Origin of the sequence: Lysinibacillus sp. Bpr_S20, assembly GCF_023337835.1 — a bacterium.
Classification (GTDB): Bacteria; Bacillota; Bacilli; order Bacillales_A; family Planococcaceae; genus Lysinibacillus.
The window spans coordinates 33,199-51,535 of record NZ_JALNLQ010000016.1 but is presented as its reverse complement, the minus strand read 5'-3'; the positions used below and the strand labels follow the sequence as shown (position 1 = coordinate 51,535).

At 39.2% G+C, this 18,337-nt stretch carries 16 protein-coding genes; 6 read left to right on the top strand and 10 right to left on the bottom strand.

The window, feature by feature from the left end; all coding sequences use genetic code 11:
* Positions 1-172 precede the first annotated feature (172 nt).
* Both nadE and MWJ95_RS23140 read right to left on the bottom strand, forming a co-directional pair.
* The gene (nadE, locus tag MWJ95_RS23145) at positions 173-997 is read right to left on the bottom strand and encodes an ammonia-dependent NAD(+) synthetase (protein WP_249075895.1); all 825 of its coding nucleotides are present in this window, start codon (positions 995-997) and stop codon (positions 173-175) included.
* A 22-nt stretch (positions 998-1,019) separates the two neighbouring features.
* Complete coding sequence (locus tag MWJ95_RS23140) at positions 1,020-2,480, bottom strand: nicotinate phosphoribosyltransferase (RefSeq protein WP_249075894.1); 1,461 nt, start codon at positions 2,478-2,480, stop codon at positions 1,020-1,022.
* Positions 2,481-2,792: 312 nt separating this feature from the next.
* Here MWJ95_RS23140 and MWJ95_RS23135 point away from each other — a divergent pair, with 312 nt between their 5' ends.
* Both MWJ95_RS23135 and MWJ95_RS23130 read left to right on the top strand, forming a co-directional pair.
* Complete coding sequence (locus tag MWJ95_RS23135; protein WP_249075893.1) at positions 2,793-3,134, top strand: P-II family nitrogen regulator; 342 nt, start codon at positions 2,793-2,795, stop codon at positions 3,132-3,134.
* A gap of 11 nt (positions 3,135-3,145) precedes the next feature.
* Positions 3,146-4,441, top strand: coding sequence for an ammonium transporter (locus MWJ95_RS23130; RefSeq protein WP_249107312.1), 1,296 nt, complete (start codon positions 3,146-3,148; stop codon positions 4,439-4,441).
* 90 nt (positions 4,442-4,531) lie between these two features.
* Here MWJ95_RS23130 and MWJ95_RS23125 read toward each other — a convergent pair whose 3' ends face one another.
* On the bottom strand, positions 4,532-5,032 hold the full coding sequence (locus MWJ95_RS23125) for a methylated-DNA--[protein]-cysteine S-methyltransferase (protein ID WP_249075891.1): 501 nt from the start codon (positions 5,030-5,032) through the stop codon (positions 4,532-4,534).
* Positions 5,033-5,821: 789 nt separating this feature from the next.
* Here MWJ95_RS23125 and MWJ95_RS23120 point away from each other — a divergent pair.
* The 3 genes from MWJ95_RS23120 (at position 5,822) to MWJ95_RS23110 (ending at position 8,355) form a co-directional block, all read left to right on the top strand.
* Entirely contained in the window at positions 5,822-6,553 is a 732-nt protein-coding gene (locus MWJ95_RS23120; RefSeq protein ID WP_249075890.1) for an ABC transporter ATP-binding protein, read from the top strand.
* Entirely contained in the window at positions 6,550-7,302 is a 753-nt protein-coding gene (locus MWJ95_RS23115) for an ABC transporter permease (RefSeq protein ID WP_249075889.1), read from the top strand. Before MWJ95_RS23120 ends, MWJ95_RS23115 begins: the two co-directional genes overlap by 4 nt.
* A gap of 78 nt (positions 7,303-7,380) precedes the next feature.
* Entirely contained in the window at positions 7,381-8,355 is a 975-nt protein-coding gene (locus tag MWJ95_RS23110) for a proline dehydrogenase family protein (protein ID WP_249107311.1), read from the top strand.
* A 486-nt stretch (positions 8,356-8,841) separates the two neighbouring features.
* Here MWJ95_RS23110 and MWJ95_RS23105 read toward each other — a convergent pair whose 3' ends face one another.
* The 4 genes from MWJ95_RS23105 to MWJ95_RS23090 all read right to left on the bottom strand — a co-directional run bounded on the left by MWJ95_RS23105 (position 8,842) and on the right by MWJ95_RS23090 (position 12,183).
* The gene (locus MWJ95_RS23105) at positions 8,842-9,453 is read right to left on the bottom strand and encodes a response regulator transcription factor (RefSeq protein WP_249075887.1); all 612 of its coding nucleotides are present in this window, start codon (positions 9,451-9,453) and stop codon (positions 8,842-8,844) included.
* A 16-nt stretch (positions 9,454-9,469) separates the two neighbouring features.
* A complete protein-coding gene (locus tag MWJ95_RS23100) occupies positions 9,470-10,618 on the bottom strand; it encodes a sensor histidine kinase (protein WP_481817367.1) in 1,149 nt (382 codons plus the stop codon).
* Between the two features lie 138 nt (positions 10,619-10,756).
* The gene (gene desA, locus MWJ95_RS23095) at positions 10,757-11,788 is read right to left on the bottom strand and encodes a Delta(5) desaturase DesA (protein ID WP_249107310.1); all 1,032 of its coding nucleotides are present in this window, start codon (positions 11,786-11,788) and stop codon (positions 10,757-10,759) included.
* A gap of 191 nt (positions 11,789-11,979) precedes the next feature.
* Positions 11,980-12,183 (bottom strand): hypothetical protein, encoded by a 204-nt coding sequence (locus MWJ95_RS23090; RefSeq protein ID WP_249107309.1) that lies wholly within the window; start codon positions 12,181-12,183, stop codon positions 11,980-11,982.
* Between the two features lie 34 nt (positions 12,184-12,217).
* On the opposite strand from MWJ95_RS23090, the gene MWJ95_RS23085 reads away from it, so the two are divergent.
* Positions 12,218-12,511 (top strand): hypothetical protein, encoded by a 294-nt coding sequence (locus MWJ95_RS23085; protein ID WP_249107308.1) that lies wholly within the window; start codon positions 12,218-12,220, stop codon positions 12,509-12,511.
* Here the strand turns inward: MWJ95_RS23085 and MWJ95_RS23080 are convergent.
* From MWJ95_RS23080 to MWJ95_RS23070, 3 genes are read right to left on the bottom strand one after another with little or no spacing between them, the layout of a single operon-like run.
* Complete coding sequence (locus MWJ95_RS23080) at positions 12,491-12,991, bottom strand: GNAT family N-acetyltransferase (protein ID WP_249107307.1); 501 nt, start codon at positions 12,989-12,991, stop codon at positions 12,491-12,493. The genes MWJ95_RS23085 and MWJ95_RS23080 overlap by 21 nt on opposite strands.
* A 59-nt stretch (positions 12,992-13,050) precedes the next feature.
* Positions 13,051-16,482: a methionine synthase gene (gene metH, locus MWJ95_RS23075; RefSeq protein WP_249107306.1), complete on the bottom strand. Its 3,432-nt coding sequence runs from the start codon at positions 16,480-16,482 to the stop codon at positions 13,051-13,053.
* Positions 16,475-18,322, bottom strand: coding sequence for a bifunctional homocysteine S-methyltransferase/methylenetetrahydrofolate reductase (locus MWJ95_RS23070; protein WP_249075881.1), 1,848 nt, complete (start codon positions 18,320-18,322; stop codon positions 16,475-16,477). The genes metH and MWJ95_RS23070 overlap by 8 nt, the downstream gene beginning before the upstream one ends.
* Positions 18,323-18,337 lie beyond the last annotated feature (15 nt).

Below are 18,337 nucleotides of genomic sequence, written 5' to 3'. Positions count from 1 at the left end.
CTTTTTCTTATAACTCTTTTCCCAACTATTTAACGGCTCATCACCTAGAATCGGAGATGATATTTATAAAAAACGTATTCCATTGGAGTGAAGACTGGGCGACTCCAATCAACTTATCTATTTAGCATATCTTTAATAACTACCATCATAACTTCTGATAACGCAAATATGATTACTTCCAAAAATCATCGAAAATTGTAATTGGCATATGGCGTTTGTGCTGAGAACGTAAATAATGCCCTTCTAATGTTTTACGAGCTTCTTCAGGGATTTCCTTCCCCTCCAAATAATCATCAATTTGGTCATACGTTAAACCAAGTGCTACTTCATCTGGTAATGAAGGACGATCTTCCTCTAAATCTGCAGTCGGTACCTTTAAATATAAGTGCTCTGGGCAATCAAGCGCAGCTAGCAATTGCTTACCTTGACGCTTGTTAAGACGGAAAATTGGCATTAAATCCGCACCGCCATCCCCATACTTTGTGTAAAAACCTGTAATTGCCTCCGCTGCATGATCCGTCCCTAGTACAACAGCATTATTCATGGCAGCAATAGAATACTGCACCTTCATTCGCTCACGTGCCTTTTCATTCCCTTTGGCAAAATCGCTTAGTTTAATACCCGCATTCGTTAATGCGCTAACACTCGCATCAACCGCATCTTTAATGTTGACCGTATAAGTTTTCGTAGGTTTTATATAGTCAATCGCATCCTGACAGTCCTTTTCATCCGCTTGCACACCGTATGGTAAACGAACAGCCCAAAATGAGTACTTCGCTTCTCCCAGCTCGGCATTTAATTCATCAACCGCAAGCTGCGTGATTTTCCCAGTTAATGTGGAATCCTGACCACCTGATATCCCTAGAACAAATCCCTTTACAAAGCTATAACGACGTGCATATTCCTTTAAAAAATCAATAGATTTGCGAATCTCTTCGTGCGCATCAATAGTAGGTACTACACGTAATTCCTTAATGATTTCTTGTTGTAATGTCATTTTGTTATTCACTCCTTACGCTTTACAATTGATTGACCATTTCACTTACTTCTTCAATATTACGCATTTTATTATTCCAACACTTTTGGCTTAAATCGACTGGGTATTCCTCAGGATTCATGGCACGTTTATATTCATCCCATAGCAACTCTAAGTTTTTAGCTGCATAATCACGCATTTCTTCTAAGGTAGGATTTTGATATTGTAATTCACCATCTTTAATGACATGATGATGTAAATTCTTAGCTTCAAAGTTCGTTACAAATTTTGATACGAATGTATGAACAGGATGGAACATTTTGATTCTTTTCTCTGATTGAGGATTTTCATCTTGCATCGTAATATAATCCCCCTCTGCCTTACCATTCTTTCTATCAATAATTCGATACACATTTTTAAGCCCTGGCGTCGTTACCTTTTCAGCATTCGCCGAAATTTTAATCGTATCTTCTAGTTGTCCATCGTTATTTTCAATAGCGACCATTTTATAAACAGCACCTAAAGCAGGTTGATCATAAGCTGTAATGAGCTTTGTACCAATACCCCACACATCAACTTTTGCACCTTGAGCCTTTAAGTTTAAGATCGTGTATTCATCTAAGTCATTTGATACGATAATTTTAGCGTTCTGGAAACCTGCCTCATCTAACATACGACGTGCTTCTTTTGACAAGAAAGCTATATCCCCACTGTCTAAACGAATCCCTATAAAATTAATTTTGTCACCAAGCTCTTTAGCTACTTTGATTGCTGTTGGCACACCTGATTTTAACGTATTGTAAGTATCTACAAGGAATACACAATCACGATGACGTTTTGCATAGGAATGAAATGCATCATAGTCATTTTTATAGGCCTGTACTAGTGCATGTGCATGTGTACCTGATACAGGTATATTAAAGAGTTTACCTGCTCGCACATTACTAGTTGATGCAAAACCACCAATAAATGCCGCGCGCGTTCCCCAAATGGCCGCGTCCATCTCCTGAGCGCGTCGTGTACCGAACTCCATCGCCACTTCATTTTTTATAATTTGTTTAATACGACTAGCCTTTGTTGCAATTAAGGTTTGGTAATTCACAATGTTAAGTAAAGCGGTTTCAATTAGCTGCGCCTCTACTAAAGGTGCTTCAATGCGGATAATTGGTTCATTAGAGAAAACAGTTTCTCCTTCCACCATAGAATACATATCCCCTGTAAAACGAATATTTTTTAAATACTCGATAAAATCCTCTTTATAACCAACCTCTTCACGCAAATACGCTATGTCCGAATCACTGAAACGAAAATCGCGTAAATACTCAAGAATTCTCTCTAACCCCGCAAAAATTGCATAACCATTGCCAAAAGGTAATTTTCTAAAATATAGTTCGAAAACTGCTTTTCTATTATGTATACCATCAGCCCAATACGATTCTGCCATATTGATTTGGTACAAGTCTGTGTGTAGCGCTAAGCTATCATCTGCATAGTTTGATCTCACAAGAAACCCCTTCTTCCGCTTTGATAATTAGTCCTAGTATACACTATATAGCCAAATTCTTGCGTAATACATTCTCCTACTTTCATGTTAGATTTCCTCACGTTAATAGTCAGAAAATTTAGAACGGTTCACATTTTAGACACAACTTTTAGTACCGCTTTCATTCCCCTTTTAATAATCTTTTCAGCAAACAATTTCGGAAGACGAAATATACTATGTAACAAAACATAACATGAATAGTCAGAAAATTATTGCGGAGTTTTCTATGACGTTTTAACATGTAAATTAAATTTACTCAAGGAGCTGATATTAATGAAAAAAATAGAAGCAATCATCCGTCCCGAAGTTTTCGGCGCGGTCAGGGACGGACTTGCACAGAAAGGTATTGCAGGGCTCAGTGTTACAGAAATTGCTGGTTGTGGCCGTCAATTAGGGCGTACAGGTTTATTTCGCGGTAATACCTACGAAATTGAATTTTTGCCAAAGTTGAAATTAGAAATGATTGTTGATGATGAAAAAGTAGATCCTATTATTGAAGTTTTGTTACGTAAGGCAGCAACAGGCAAGGTTGGTGACGGTAAAATCTTCATTTATCCAGTAGAACAAGCAATTCGTATCCGCACAAAAGAAGTCGGATCAATTGCAGTAGAATAGGAGCGATATATATGGAAGCAATAACATTATCTATAAATTTAGTTTGGGTGATGCTCGGTTCAATTTTAGTCTTCTTTATGCATGCAGGATTTGCGATGGTTGAAGCTGGCTTTACACGCTCAAAAAACGCAGTCAATATTATTATGAAAAACTTCCTAACTATTTCACTTGGCGGTATTGTCTATTTTCTTTGTGGTTACGCTATTATGTTTGGTGATACAGCTGGCGGTCTCTTCGGTTCAAGTGGCTTTGCCTTAAATGGTGTAGATGATCTTTCCTTCTTTATTTTCCAAACAATGTTTGCAGCAACTGGAGCAACAATTTTATCAGGAGCAGTTGCAGAACGTACTAATATTTTTGCTTATATCTGCGTTATTATTCTCATGTCGGCACTTGTCTATCCTGTTGTTGGTCATTGGATTTGGAGTGGTCAAGGTTGGCTAACAAATCTTGGTTTTATCGATTTCGCTGGATCTACCGTTGTTCATTTAACAGGTGCAGTTGCGGCATTTATAGCTGCGGTAATGGTCGGTCCTCGTCTCGGTAAATATGAAAATGGTCGTGTTAACGTTATTACAGGACATAGTATTCCATTAGGGGCTTTAGGCGTATTTTTACTTTGGTTTGGTTGGTTTGGCTTCAATGGCGCTTCCACATTAGTTGCTGACCCTAAACTTGTTCCTAGTGTAATCGCAAATACATTTTTCGCTGCTGCTGCAGGAGTTGTGGTTACTGCCTTTTATACGAAATTTCGATATGGCCATATCGATGGCTCGCTCACATTAAACGGTGCTTTAGCAGGTCTTGTAAGTATTACCGCTGGTGCCGCTAATGTTAGTATTGTCGGTTCAATCAGTATCGGATTAATTGCTGCTCCACTATTGGTCGAGGGCGTCCGCTTCATTGAATGGAAATTAAAAATCGATGATCCTGTTGGCGCAATCGCTGTCCATGGTATCTGTGGTATTTGGGGTACTCTAGCAATTGGTTTGTTTGATATTAATGGTCAAGGATTATTTTACGGAGGAGGTTCGGGATTATTAGGAGTGCAAGCCATAGGGGTTATCGCTACAATTGCCTGGGTTAGCATTTCAGTAACAGCTGGTTTATTTATTATAAAAGCATTTATACCATTACGTGTTTCTGCTGAAGAAGAAGTTACTGGTCTAGATGTCATCGAACATGGTGCTCCAGCTTATGAGTTTCAGGATATCTTCAAAGGCTCCGCCGTACGAGGAGAAACATTTGCCCATCGTTTAACTCATTTCGGTAAAACCAATAACAATGTCCACGAGGAACATGTATAGTGTTCTATAAACTTTGTCTTCTTTAATGCAAAAACAAGAATCTGCAAACTCTTTGGCGAGCTGTTTCACCAAAGGTTTTGCAGATTCTTTTTATGCTCTCTCTAGTTCCAGTAAAAATTCTTTCATTGCTAGTCCACTACGAAAGCCTGTTAGCTTACCATCTTTTCCAATCACACGATGACAAGGAATAATCGCCAATATTGGATTGGCACCGATTGCACTACCTACAGCTCTTACAGCCTTGGGATTGCCGATACGGTTTGCAATATCCGAGTACGTTGTCGTTGTACCATAAGGTAACTCCTTCAACGCGTCCCATACAGCTAATTGAAATGGTGTCCCTTTAACATGAATCGGTAAATCAAACTCAGTAAGTTCTTTATTAAAATAAGCCGTTATTTGCTTAACATATTGCTGTAGCTTTTCTTTATTCTCTTCAAAGCAATAGCCTTTAAATGGCTTTTTTGCCCACACTTCTACCTCTTCAAATGGCGCATTCGGTGTTCCGATATATACAAGACCTTCATCTGAAGCAACAATATACATATTTCCTTGTGCATATGTTAATGTATCTACATATAATACATCCATTCTCTCTCCCCCTTAACTTAATTTAGGATCTTCACCAAAACGTGTGGTTGATTTCCGTTCCGACTGGGCGCTTTGTAGCTGGCGCTTCGCTTTCGCTACAGATAAAACATTGCCGCTGACGCTTCGCTTTCGCGCAGAGCAGAGCTTCCTAGGGGCGTTCGATGAGCTGCACCGATGTTGGTCACGAAGGCGTTATCACAGGATGTGATGGTTTTAGCCTTCGTTCCCTTGACGCTAATCCCCAAGGAGTCGCCCAGTCTTCACTCCAATCAACTTATTTACATAGTAGACGTTTTAACAAAAGTCATCCACAACCTTCGATGACTAACCCTAATTTATGCATTACTAATAAAATGTTAAATAAATTTTGAAACTTTAGCTTCCCTTTGTTTCATGCTACAGTTATTTTATCTTAAGCGTGTTGATTTATTGAATGATACAAGGATTTTTTTGTTGCTATTTTGCTAATGTATTCCCATTTTTACTGATTGTAGCGTAGGGCTACTCGACTCCCGCGGGAAAGCGAGACAGACGAGACCCTGAGGCCAACACGATGTTGGTCACGAAGGCATTGTCACAGGACGTGACGCACTTAGCCTTCGTTCCTTTAGCGGAGGAAGCGGCTCGACGCTCGCCCGCAGGAAGCCTTGCTCTGCGCGAAAGCGAAGCGTCAGCGACAAAGCGAGTAGCCCGTAGCGGAAATCAGAGCCTTCTAATTAATTTGAATGGATAAAAATAGTTAATCAATACACTTAATTTTACCTATTAGTATAAAGGAGTTTTCACTTTATGAATATATCATATGAGCCTGCTATCCATTTTCAACAGGTCACCTTTTCATCGAATGACAAGATGATATTAAAATCAATTACTGGTTCTTTCCCGAAAGGAAAAATCACTACATTAGTCGGCCCTTCAGGTGCTGGTAAAACAACTTTACTTAAATTGTGCAATGGACTATTATCCCCTACAGATGGTCAAATATTAATTGATAATCAAGTCATTTCTGCTTACGAACCCACCGCTTTACGAAGACATGTGGGTATGGCTCTTCAAGCGGCACCTATGATAGAAGGAACTGTATTTGACAACCTTGCATTGCCTCGCACGTTACAAGGAGAAAAGCTTACAGAGCAAGAAGCTATCCAATATTTACAGGATGTCGGACTTGATCAAAGCTTTTTACAACGACCTACGAATAAATTATCAGGTGGACAACGACAAAAAGTCTCTATTGCAAGAACACTTATTAATCAATCCTCCATTTTATTGCTTGATGAAATCACATCTGCATTAGATCGTCAATCAGTGCAAGAAATTGAGACACTTATTGCTACAATCAATAATAAATTTAATGTCACAATCATTTGGATTACTCATAATTTACAGCAAGCGCTGACAATCGGACATTATACTTGGGTCATGATGGACGGAGAACTTATTGAAACAGGAAAAAGCTCCCTCCTTAACGCACCTAAAAATCCACGTGTTGCTGAATTTGTACAGGGGGTGAACGCATGACGTATACTTCGCTTTCCTTAACGTTAATTTTTGTTTTAATCCCTCTTCTACTATCAAAAACCTTAAAGCTAGGACTTGAAAAAGATACACTCATCGCTACTATTCGTTCTATTATTCAACTACTTGCCGTTGGTTATATTTTAAAATTTGTCTTTGATGCTCAAAGCTATATTTATATTTTCCTTATGGTTACGTTAATGATTATAGTAGCAACACTAAATGCTCGTAAAAAAGGGAAAGGTATTAAAGGTATTACATGGAAAATAGCGCTAACCCTTATTGTAGTAGAATTTGTTACGCAAGGAGTATTGCTTGGTTTTGATATTGTACCTGCAACAGCACAGTATATTATTCCAATTAGCGGCATGATGATTGGTAATTCAATGGTATTATCGGTTCTATTTTTAAATCGTTTTACATCGGAAATTGCAAGTCATCAGAATGAAATTGAATTAATTTTATCGCTTGGTGGCACACCTAAACAGGCCATTCATCGACAGCTAATGAATGCGATAAAAGCAAGTATGATTCCTACAATCGAAAGCCAAAAAACAATTGGTCTTGTTCAATTACCCGGTATGATGAGTGGCCAAATAATTGGCGGAGCAGACCCTATTCAAGCGGTGCAATTCCAATTATTAATCATTTTCGCCCTGCTAACAGCTGCGACATTATCGAGCATAATGATAGGTTTTTTAAGCTATCCTGCACTTTTTAACGAACGTTTACAACTATTAGAAACGAAATAATTATTATATTGAAAAGAATATTTATTTTCTAAATTATGTTATAATAAAGAAAAAAGAAATGCAGTGAGGAGAATGACCATGTTATTACGCGATTTTTTCATCCATTTATCTGAAAACCAACTATTGAATAGTGCTGCAAAAAAATACGGACTAAAATTAGGAGCACAAAGTGTAGTAGCTGGTACAAATATTGAAGAAACAATTGCGAGCATCAAAGAGCTTAACGCACATAAAATCTCTTGCACAGTAGATAATTTAGGGGAATTTGTTTCAACTGAAGAAGAAGCAACAAAAGCTAAAGAACAAATCCTCGCTGTTATTGAGGCTATTCACGAAAACGGTGTTGATGCACATATTTCGTTAAAGCCATCTCAATTAGGTTTAGATATTGATGTTGATTTTTGCTACGATAATTTATATGAAATTGTAGAAAAAGCAGCAGCATATGATATATTCGTTAACTTTGATATGGAAGACTACGGTCGTTTACAAACGTCCTTTGATATGGTTGAAGAGCTATCCAAAACGTTTAATAATGTAGGTACTGTTATCCAATCTTACTTTTTCCGCGCTAAGGACGATATCGAAAAATTCCAGGACTATCGACTTCGTATCGTAAAAGGTGCTTATAAGGAGCCTGCAGAGGTTGCTTTCCAAGATAAATTAGATATTGATTTAAATTTCATCGAGTTAATCGAATATCATTTGCTACATGGTAAATTTACGTCTATCGCAACACATGACCATAATGTTATTGCACATGTAAAACGCTTTGTAGCTGAAAATAATATTCCACTTGATAAATTCGAATTCCAAATGCTTTACGGCTTCCGTACAGATTTGCAAAAAGAGCTTGCAAAAGAAGGTTATAACTTCTGTGTATATGTACCATTCGGCGAAGATTGGTACGGCTACTTTATGCGCCGTTTAGCGGAGCGTCCTCAAAATCTTAATCTTGTAACTAAACAAGTATTTACGAAAAAAACGAATACAGTCCTTGCTGTCGCAGCAGGTGCATTCGTTCTTGGACGTTTAACAAAACGCAAAAAATAATCAATTAATAACCTTATCGTCTCTATAGGCGATAAGGTTTTTTGTTGTTGAAAAATTATTATGTCAGAAATTAAGGTGTCATATTAAATAAAGTAAAGCTCTTCGGCAAAACGAGGGTTGATTTCCGTTCCGGCTGGGCGCTTTCCTAGGGGCGTCCGATGAGCCGCTTCGCTTCGCTGCAGGGTCTCGGGCCAACACGAGGTTGGTCACGAAGGCGTTATCACATGATGTGATGGTTTTAGCCTTCGTTCCCCTATCGCTAATCCCTAAGGAGTCGCCCAGCCTCCACTCCAATCAACCACTTCACATAGAGTATATTTTCAGGCTTTCCACTCTAATTTTAGTGATAAAACTAAGCTTCAACAGGATGTGTTTTCGTGAAAAAGCGAAGCAGCCCGACGCTCGCCCATAGGAAAACGAATAACCTGAAACGGTAATCGCCTTCGATTAAATCTGAAAACCGGCATCTTTGACGATAAGATTTTACTACTTATTCCACCCTTTTTCCTTAAAACGTGCGATGGCTTCAATGCGATTCCCAACATTTAATTTTTCTAATATAGTGGAGATATAGTTGCGGACAGTTCCTGCCGATAAAAATAATTCTGCAGCAATTTCTTTTGTCGTCTTGCCCTCTGCAACAAGTGTCAGTACCTGGCTCTCACGGTCAGTTAAAGGATTTTCACTATCATCCTCATAGACAAAATCAACGAGTTCAGGTGCATATATTCTTTTGCCATCCATAATTGTACGAATAGCATTGACCAACTCTTCTATCGGACTATCCTTTAATAAATAGCCACGAACGCTGGCTTTTCTTGCACGCTCAAAATAACCTGGTCTTGCAAATGTCGTTAGTATAATCACTTTACAATCAGAACCTGTACCATGCAGTTCCTCGGCAGCATCCAATCCAGTTTTCACTGGCATTTCAATATCCATAATACAAATATCAGGCTGATGCTCTTCAACAAGCGCCAATGCTTCCTCACCATTTTTTGCTAAACCAACGACCTCCATATCATCCTCCATACTAAGTAATGAACGTAGTGCGCCTAATAGCATACCCTGATCTTCAGCAATTACAATTCGTATCATGTCACAATCCTCTTTTCTATATGTTCTTCAGATTTTCTTTGACTTTCTGATGCGTAATCGCCACTGGAATCGACACTGTTAATGTAGTGCCCTGTTCACTTTCGATTTTAAAAGAACCGTTTATAAACTCTAACCGTTCTCGCATTCCTTTTAGTCCGTTACCCGTTTTCCATGCTTGCTTTTTGGAGATTCCTTGCCCATTATCACGAACAACTAAATATACTTCCTTAAAATTTTGATGGAAAGCAATTTCACATTTTGTAGCTCCACTATGCTTAACGACATTATTAACTGCCTCTTTTAAACACATGGATAATACATTTTCTACAAGTGGTGGAACTTGTAAAGAATCTTTATCACCTTCAAATATAAACTCCATTTCAGCGGCCTTTAATATTTGAGAAATACGCATAAGCTCATCCTCAAATCTAGCTGTTCGCATATCCGATACTAATTCACGCACCTCTTTCAATGCGATACTTGCCGTTTGACGAATATCCTTTATCTCTGTTAGAGCCTGCTGTGGATCACGTTCAATTAATCTTGAAGCTAAGTCACTTTTTAAGCCTATCATCGATAACTTTTGGCCAAGCGTATCATGTAAATCCCGAGCAATACGTTGGCGTTCCTCAAAAACAATTAATTCAGCTATTCGCTCATTAGCAGTCTCAAGCTGACCCTCTAAATTTTCGCGTTTATTTTTTGAATAAATCGTTAGTGGGAGAAGTACAACCGCTAGAATCGTTAACACAACAAATGGGAGTTGTGATAAAAATAAGTGTAGTTCAACGAAGAAGCCAGCACCTGTAGAAATAACCGTAAAGCCAATATGTAGTCCATACATAATATAGAAACCAACAGGTTTACGAATATTTCCAATAAAGAAAGCTGTGAAAATTGATAAATATACATAGCCATATAATATGGTCATAACGATATTAATGACCATTTCAAAACTAATCCACATATAAACAAGCCCGTTTTTCGAATTCATTGAAAACCGATAGAAAATAAAATATAGCATTAAAAATGTAATACCTATTGATATTTCAATATACGACGATTTTCTAAAAATGAAGAAAAACGGTAGGAAACAGAAAATAATCCATAAATATATACTGAGCATTGGACTATTCGGAATAATACTATGCCATTTCCTCAACATAATCTCACGCTCTTTCCTACTTTTCCCTTATTATAACAAGAAAATTAATTTTATGCCTGTACATGGTGTTTACTGAGCTTATTGTACAATGTTTACGTAAAACAGCCATCCCTTAGAAGAGATGGCTGAAAAATTCAACTAAGCAGCTAAACTGCTTCTTGCTTTTCGTTTAATTATTTCATTAACTTCTTTAAAGGTTACAAACTTGCCTTGATCTTCATCATATAACTTATAGCGTAATGACTCTAAGCTTGTACGTAACGTAATAGTCGTAGCCGTGTGTAATGGCGGTATGTCATTATGCGCCTTTTCAAGATTGTAGTTCGGTACACGTGGGGCTAAATGATGTACATGGTGGAAGCCAATATTGCCTGTAACCCATTGTAATAGCTTTGGTAATTTATAATACGAGCTACCTTCGACAGCAGCCTTTACATAATCCCACTCCGAGTCATGCTCAAAATAAGAATCTTCATACGTATGTTGGATAAAAAATAACCAAATGCCAAGAGAAGCTGCAACAAACAATGTTACTACATGCACTAATAAAAATGCTTGCCACCCCATAAAGTAGATTAAGGCAACACAGATTCCCGCGATGACTACATTTGTTAGATAAGTGTTAAGACGTTCTTTCTGTTTAGCGTCATTTCGATTACGACGGTTTAAAATTAACACCATAAACAGCGGACCTAATCCAAACATTACGAATGGGTTACGGTAAAAACGATACCATAGACGTTGCCCTTTAGATGCTTGTATAAATTCTTCCACTGTCATCATATCAATATCACCGATACCACGCTTATCTAAGTTCGAGCTAGTTGCGTGGTGAATTGTATGCTCACGTTTCCATTTTTCATATGGGAATGATGTTAACACCCCAGTTACAAAACCAACCCAGTCGTTTGCTTTTTTACTTTTGAAAAATGAACCGTGTGTACAATCATGGAAAATAATAAAAGTTCGTACGACAAATCCAGCAGAAATTACACTTAACCCAGCTGTTAACCATGGTGAAACATCCACTAACATATAGCCAGCTACCCATAGGGCGATTAAAGGTATAATCGTATTCACCATTTGAAAAATACTTTTAGCTGTGTCAGACTTCGCAAATGGTGCTACATCCTGGCGCAGTTTTTTTGTTTTTTCTTTATCTGTTGCCATCGTTTTTACTCCCTCGTTTCTTTTTTTCTTATGACCTCATCATAAAACAAGAGTATAATCATGCAACAGAAGCAAACATCATAAAAAGGATATGACATTTGTCATATCCTTTTATAATGTGTACAAAGGAATAAAAAATAAATTAATTTGGCTCATCACAAGTGAAGTTGATTTCCGTTCCGGCTGGTTTGTTACTGTCGCTTTGCTTTCGCTACAGAAAACATTGCTGCTGTCGCTTCGCTTTCGCGCAGATAAAACATTTGTTGCTGTCGCTTCGCTTTCGCTACAGAAAACATTTGTTGCTGCCGCTTCGCTTTCGCTACAGAAAACATTTGCTGCTGTCGCTTCGCTTTCGCGCAGATAAAACATTTGTTGCTGTCGCTTTGCTTTCGCACAGAGCAGAGCTTCCTGGAGCCGTCGGGGCAACAGATGTTTTTTGCGCGAAAGCGTAGTGTTAACGCAGCGGCAGCAGAGAGTTTTGTTTGTGCGAAAGCGCAGCGACAGCAACAGTACGATGTTGGTCACGAAGGCGTTATCACAGGACGTGATGGTTTTAGCCTTCGTTCCTCTATCGCTGATCCCCGAGGAGTCGCCCAGCCTACACTCCAATCAACCTATTATACAACGCATATTCCATCCCCAACTAAATGTAGCATTAGTATGGGTAAGCAAGCTGAAAAGATATGTCATGTCGAATACTTTCTATACTTTTGGTCCAGTTAACTGTAGCTGATAAAATACAAGATCTAGCCATTGTCCGAATTTATAGCCTGCATTTTTAATAGTACCCGCATATTCGAAACCTAGTTTTTCATGTACTTTAATGCTCCCGATGTTTTCACCATCAATACCCGCTACGAGTGTTTTCACCTCTTGCTCTTTAGCAATTCGAATAAGCTCATGCATTAGTTGGGTAGCTATCCCCTTTTGATAATGGTCCTTATGCACATATACAGAGTGCTCCATTGTATGCTTATAGCCTGGATACGGACGGAACTGACTATATGTTGCAAAGCCGGCTACTATGCCATCTTCATCAAAGACTAACAGTGGATTACCGAGAGTTTGCTGGTCCTTGAACCATTGTCTCTTTTCATCTAATGATTGTGTCTCATATCGATAAACGGCTTTGCTCGTTAAAATAATATTGTTGTAGATGTCTAAAACCCAGGGTAAATCTTTCTCTTCCATTAATCGAATCATCTGCACACACATCCCAACTATTTCCACTCTTCACATAAAGATACACTTTTTCTCTAGCATTACACATTAAAATATCGAGCATCTGGATGGGCAAAGACAATTGCTGAAACGGACGCTTCTGGCTCCATCATAAAGCCTTCCGTTAAATGTACGCCAATGTCCTCTGGCTGTAATAAACCAAACAATTTCTCTTGATCCTCTAAGTTCGGACATGCAGGATAGCCGAATGAGAAGCGCTGTCCTTGATATTTCGCCGCGAAACGATCACGCATTGTAAAATCAGTTGCATCTGGGAAGCCCCACTGGTCACGAATTTCTTGGTGCATACGTTCCGCAAAGCCTTCCGCAAGCTCAAGAGCTGTAGATTGTAATGCATGACTTTCAAGGAACTTCCCTTCCTCTTTCAGCTGACGGGCCTTCGCCATAACCCCTTGTCCCGCTGTTACCACCATTAAGGCAATATAGTCCATTTCACCACTTTCAACTGTTTTTAGGAAATCCGCAAGACATAAAAACGGTTCCACTTGCTGACGCGGGAAGATAAATCGTTCTATTTCTGTTTTGCTATCTGCCGGATCATAAACGACTACATCGTCCCCATCGGCTTGGGCAGGGAAAAACTGATAAACGCCCGATGGCTTCAATAGGTCACTTTGTAAATACTCATCGACCAAATCTTTCAATTCTGTTGCCCTTTCATCACCAGCCTCAAGCAATTGCTGTACTTGACCCTTTAAACCTAGGTGATGTCCAAGTAATGTCCGCATATTAACATATGGATATAAATGAGAAACAGCATATTCTCTCTTTACATGGCGTCGCAAATCTGCTGGAAGAAAAACAGACGCTTCCTTTATTGTGCGTACAGGCTTTATAGTTACTTCTTTTGCAGGACGAGCAGCTCTTTTTTCGTCCGCCTCTAAGCGTTTTTTGCGAGATTCCTCGATTTCAACTAAGAAATCTGCACGTGTATCTGTCCCCATTAATCGATTTACCTGCTCTAACCCTTGCATCGCATCCTTTGAATAAATGACCGGTCCATTATATTCGCTAGCGATTTTTGTTTCGGTAAAGCGACGAGACAACGCCGCTCCTCCTACTAAAATAGGTACGTCAATACCCGCTTCCTTGAAATCCTGAGCTGTAATAACCATTTGCTGTGCTGATTTCACTAATAACCCTGAAAGTCCGATGAAGTCTGGCTTTTCCTTACGAATCGCTTCTATTAATTGAGCAGGTGTTACTTTAATGCCGAGATCGACCACCTTATAACCATTATTACTTAAAATGATATCGACAAGGTTTTTCCCAATATCATGCACATCGCCTTTCACAGTAGCAAGTACCATCTTTCCCTTACCGGCACTCTCTTCATTTTTCTCCATAAATTGCTCTAAATGTGCCACAGCTGCCTTCATAACCCCTGCGGATTGTAATACCTCTGCTACGATCAGCTGATTATCGTTAAATAAACGACCAACCTCTGCCATTCCGTCCATTAATGGTCCATTAATAATATCAAGCGGTGCTTCAAAGATTTCACGAGCAGCATCTAAATCCTCAATAAGCCCTTCCTTTGTCCCCTCTAAAATATAGTAAGCAAGGCGACCTTCTACTGTTTTCGGAATATCTGCCTCTGTTTTTTCCTTCTTTTTATCACGATAGAAATCTGTAAAGACAGCTAATGTTTCATCGTTTGTATGAAAGAGTAAATCATTTGCTAGCTTAATCTCTGCCTCAGGAATAGATGCATAACGTTCTAGCTTCTCCGTATTAACAATTGCATAATCTAAACCAGCCTGTGTACAGTGATATAAATACACGGCATTCAATACTTCACGACCTACTGGTGGTAATCCGAATGAAATATTACTTACACCAAGTACCGTTAATGTACGCGGCATTTTTTCTTTAATCAAGCGAATTCCTTCTACCGTTTCAAGTGCCGAGCCAATATACTGCTCATCTCCCGTTCCTACTGGGAACATTAGTGGGTCAAAGATAATATCTTCAGGAGCAATACCCCACTTTTCTGTTAACAATTTATAGGAACGTTCAGCAATCTCTAGCTTGCGATGTCGATCAATTGCCATGCCTTGCTCATCAATCGTACCTACAACTAAAGAGGCACCATATTTTTTCACTAGTGGTAAAACTGCGTCAAAGCGCTCCTCACCATCCTCTAAGTTAATCGAATTAATGATGGCCTTCCCTTGAGAAAACTTAAGTGCTTCCTCAATTACTTTTTCATCTGTAGAGTCAATAACGAGAGGTACTTTTACTTTTTTTACAACCTCCTGCATAAAGCCGCGCATATCCTCTAGTTCATCACGGTCAGGATTTGCTAAACAAATATCGATAACATGTGCTCCATTTTTCACTTGAGCACGTGCAATTTCTGCTGCTTCCTCAAACTTCCCATCAATAATTAAATTTTTAAACTTACGAGAGCCAATAACATTTGTCCGTTCTCCAATAAATAACGGACGCATAGAATCGTCATACACCAATGGCTCGATACCAGATACTACATGACCATGTGTTGCATCTGGTAATTGTCGAGGCTTTTCGTCCTTTAATACCTCTCGAATGGCAGCAATATGTGCTGGTGTTGTCCCACAGCAGCCTCCGACAATGTTTAGCCAGCCCTTTTCTGCAAAGCCTTTTAGCTTTTGTGACAATGATTCAGGCGACTCATGATAGCAACCTTCCTCGTCCGGTAAGCCTGCATTCGGATAACAGCTAATATAGCCTGTTGAAAGCTCTGCTAATGAACGTATATGATCTGTCATAAACTCTGGTCCAGTTGCACAGTTTAAACCAACTGATAATGGTTTAATATGCTCGATCGAAATGTAAAAAGCATCAATGGTTTGTCCGGCAAGTGTCGTTCCCATCGGTTCAATTGTTCCAGATATCATCACAGGAAGCTCTCTTCCAGTTGCCTTAAAAGCACGAGATACCCCCAATGTTCCTGCTTTAACATTTAGCATATCCTGACTAGTTTCTAGCAACAGAACGTCCGCTCCGGCTTCGATTAATGCCTTTGCTTGAACATAGAAATTTTCCTCTAGCTCATCAAATGTAATTCCACCTGTAACCGATAAGGTTTTTGTAGTTGGCCCCATTGCTCCCGCCACAAAACGTGGCCAATCGGATGTTGAAAACGCATCTACTACTTTACGTGCAATTTCTACTGCACGTTTATTGATTTCTTCTGCCTTCGCTCCAAGATCATATTCATTTAATACAAGTGGTGTACCTCCAAATGTATTTGTACAAATAATATCTGCTCCAGCCTCTAAATATTTTCTATGAACTTTTTCAAGCACATCTGGTCTAGTTAGCACAAGATTTTCATTACAGCCATCATATTCCTCGCCGCCAAAATCCTCTGCCGATAAATTTTCATTTTGTAGCATTGTACCCATTGCGCCATCAAGAATTAATATTCGTTGCTCTAGTTGCTCTTCAATCATGTGCTTAGCCATTTATACTTACCCCTTTTTTCTGTTCATCCAATTGCTCAATAAATTTCATTAATTCTAGCGTCATATCATAGCGCAAAAATGGTGTGATCAGGTAAATACCATTGAAATATTCCGCTGCTACTTCTACTAATTCCTTAGCAATTGCAATTCCTTCTAGTGTTGCGCGTTCCTTATTATCGCCACAAGCTTTCATACGTGCTAACGCATCGTCAGATAGTTTAATGCCTGGTACTTCATGATGTAAGAACTCCGCACTTTTATAGCTCGTTACTGGCATAATGCCTATATAAATTGGTGTTTCTAAATGCTTTGTCGCCTCATAAATTTCCACAATTTTTTCCTTTGTATAAACAGGCTGTGAAATAAAATAGTCTGCCCCGTGTTCAATTTTCTTTTCTAATCGAGAGACAGCCCGATCTAGTACCCGTACATTAGGATTAAAGGCAGCCGCTACAGAGAAATTCGCCTTTTTACGAAGTGGTTTCCCTGAGAACGATACTCCTTCATTTAACTGTTTTATTAATTGGATAAGCTCCATTGAAGAGACATCATAAACGCTAGCTGCCCCTGGGAAATCGCCTACCTTTGTTGGATCTCCGGTAACTGCTAAAATATCATGGATCCCTAATGCATTTAATCCCATCAAATGTGATTGAAGACCAATTAAATTGCGATCTCGACATGTTATATGCGTTAACGGGCGTACTCCGTGGGTCTCTTTCAGCAAGGCTCCCATTGCGATATTACTAATCCTTGGAGAAGCAAGTGAATTATCTGCCATCATGACGACATCTGCGCCCGCCTCATATAATTTTTTCGCACCTGCAATAAAGCCTTCGATCTCTAAATGTCTTGGAGTATCTAACTCTACTATAACTGAGCGTTCACGTTTTACTTTTACATGTAATGGCTCATAATTTGCTGGTTCTGCATCGCGTACAACCGCTACTTTTTCTGGCTTTGCATACTTTTCCTCGATCGGGGATAGTTCCTCTATGTACTTTTTCGCTGCCGCAATATGCTTTGGTGTCGTACCACAACAGCCACCAATTAAACGTACCCCTTGATCACGAAGCTCTACAGCTGCTCGGCCAAAATAATCTGCCTCTGACTCATATACGACACGACCATCTTCTAAATCAAGAAGAGAGGCGTTCGGATATGCTGACAAAAATGCCTTCTTAGGAAGCTCTACACCTTCAAATGCTTGTATAGTATGGTGAGGACCTAAGCGACAGTTAACACCTACGATATCAGCACCTAGCGCTTCAAGTTCATGTAAGGCGTTATTTAACCTCATTCCATTTTGTAAAATTCCTGGTTCGTGCATTGAAACTTGAGCAATAATCGGTAATTTTGTTTTAGCTCGTAGCATTGTTAAAGTCGCTGTTAGCTCTTCAAAATCATAATAGGTTTCAAGTAGAAGGCCGTCTGGATTTCCTGCAAGTAAGATAGAGGCCTGCTCATCAACAGTTGCTAAAATTTCCTCTAACGTTGCATCACTCTTTCGAATACCTCGGATTCCCCCAATAGTACCTAAAACAAATTGTCCTCCATCTGCTGCTGCTCGTTTAGCAATCGTTATAGCAGCTTCATTAAATTGCTGTACACGAGATTCAAGTCCATAACGGGCTAATTTTATGGCGTTAGCTCCGTAAGTGTTCGTTTGAATAATATCGGCACCAGCTGCTATATACTCTCTATGGATCTTTTCAATTAATTCCGGTCTCTGTACATTCATTTCCTCATGGCAGTACTCCAAGCCATAGCCGTATAAAACTGTACCAATTGCACCATCTGCTGTAAGAACATGCGTTTTCAACCTTTCAAGCAATCCCATAAAACCAGCCTCTCT

Bases quoted from the DNA above. Each gene is read 5' to 3' on its own strand.
- MWJ95_RS23120 (WP_249075890.1), top strand. From the start codon at position 5,822: ATGAATATATCATATGAGCCTGCTATCCATTTTCAACAGGTCACCTTT.
- MWJ95_RS23105 (WP_249075887.1), bottom strand. From the start codon at position 9,453: ATGATACGAATTGTAATTGCTGAAGATCAGGGTATGCTATTAGGCGCA.
- MWJ95_RS23130 (WP_249107312.1), top strand. From the start codon at position 3,146: ATGGAAGCAATAACATTATCTATAAATTTAGTTTGGGTGATGCTCGGT.
- MWJ95_RS23080 (WP_249107307.1), bottom strand. From the start codon at position 12,991: ATGATTCGATTAATGGAAGAGAAAGATTTACCCTGGGTTTTAGACATC.
- MWJ95_RS23100 (WP_481817367.1), bottom strand. From the start codon at position 10,618: ATGTTGAGGAAATGGCATAGTATTATTCCGAATAGTCCAATGCTCAGT.
- desA (WP_249107310.1), bottom strand. From the start codon at position 11,788: ATGGCAACAGATAAAGAAAAAACAAAAAAACTGCGCCAGGATGTAGCA.
- MWJ95_RS23115 (WP_249075889.1), top strand. From the start codon at position 6,550: ATGACGTATACTTCGCTTTCCTTAACGTTAATTTTTGTTTTAATCCCT.
- MWJ95_RS23085 (WP_249107308.1), top strand. From the start codon at position 12,218: ATGTTTTTTGCGCGAAAGCGTAGTGTTAACGCAGCGGCAGCAGAGAGT.
- metH (WP_249107306.1), bottom strand. From the start codon at position 16,482: ATGGCTAAGCACATGATTGAAGAGCAACTAGAGCAACGAATATTAATT.
- nadE (WP_249075895.1), bottom strand. From the start codon at position 997: ATGACATTACAACAAGAAATCATTAAGGAATTACGTGTAGTACCTACT.
- MWJ95_RS23125 (WP_249075891.1), bottom strand. From the start codon at position 5,032: ATGGATGTATTATATGTAGATACATTAACATATGCACAAGGAAATATG.
- MWJ95_RS23135 (WP_249075893.1), top strand. From the start codon at position 2,793: ATGAAAAAAATAGAAGCAATCATCCGTCCCGAAGTTTTCGGCGCGGTC.
- MWJ95_RS23110 (WP_249107311.1), top strand. From the start codon at position 7,381: ATGTTATTACGCGATTTTTTCATCCATTTATCTGAAAACCAACTATTG.
- MWJ95_RS23070 (WP_249075881.1), bottom strand. From the start codon at position 18,322: ATGGGATTGCTTGAAAGGTTGAAAACGCATGTTCTTACAGCAGATGGT.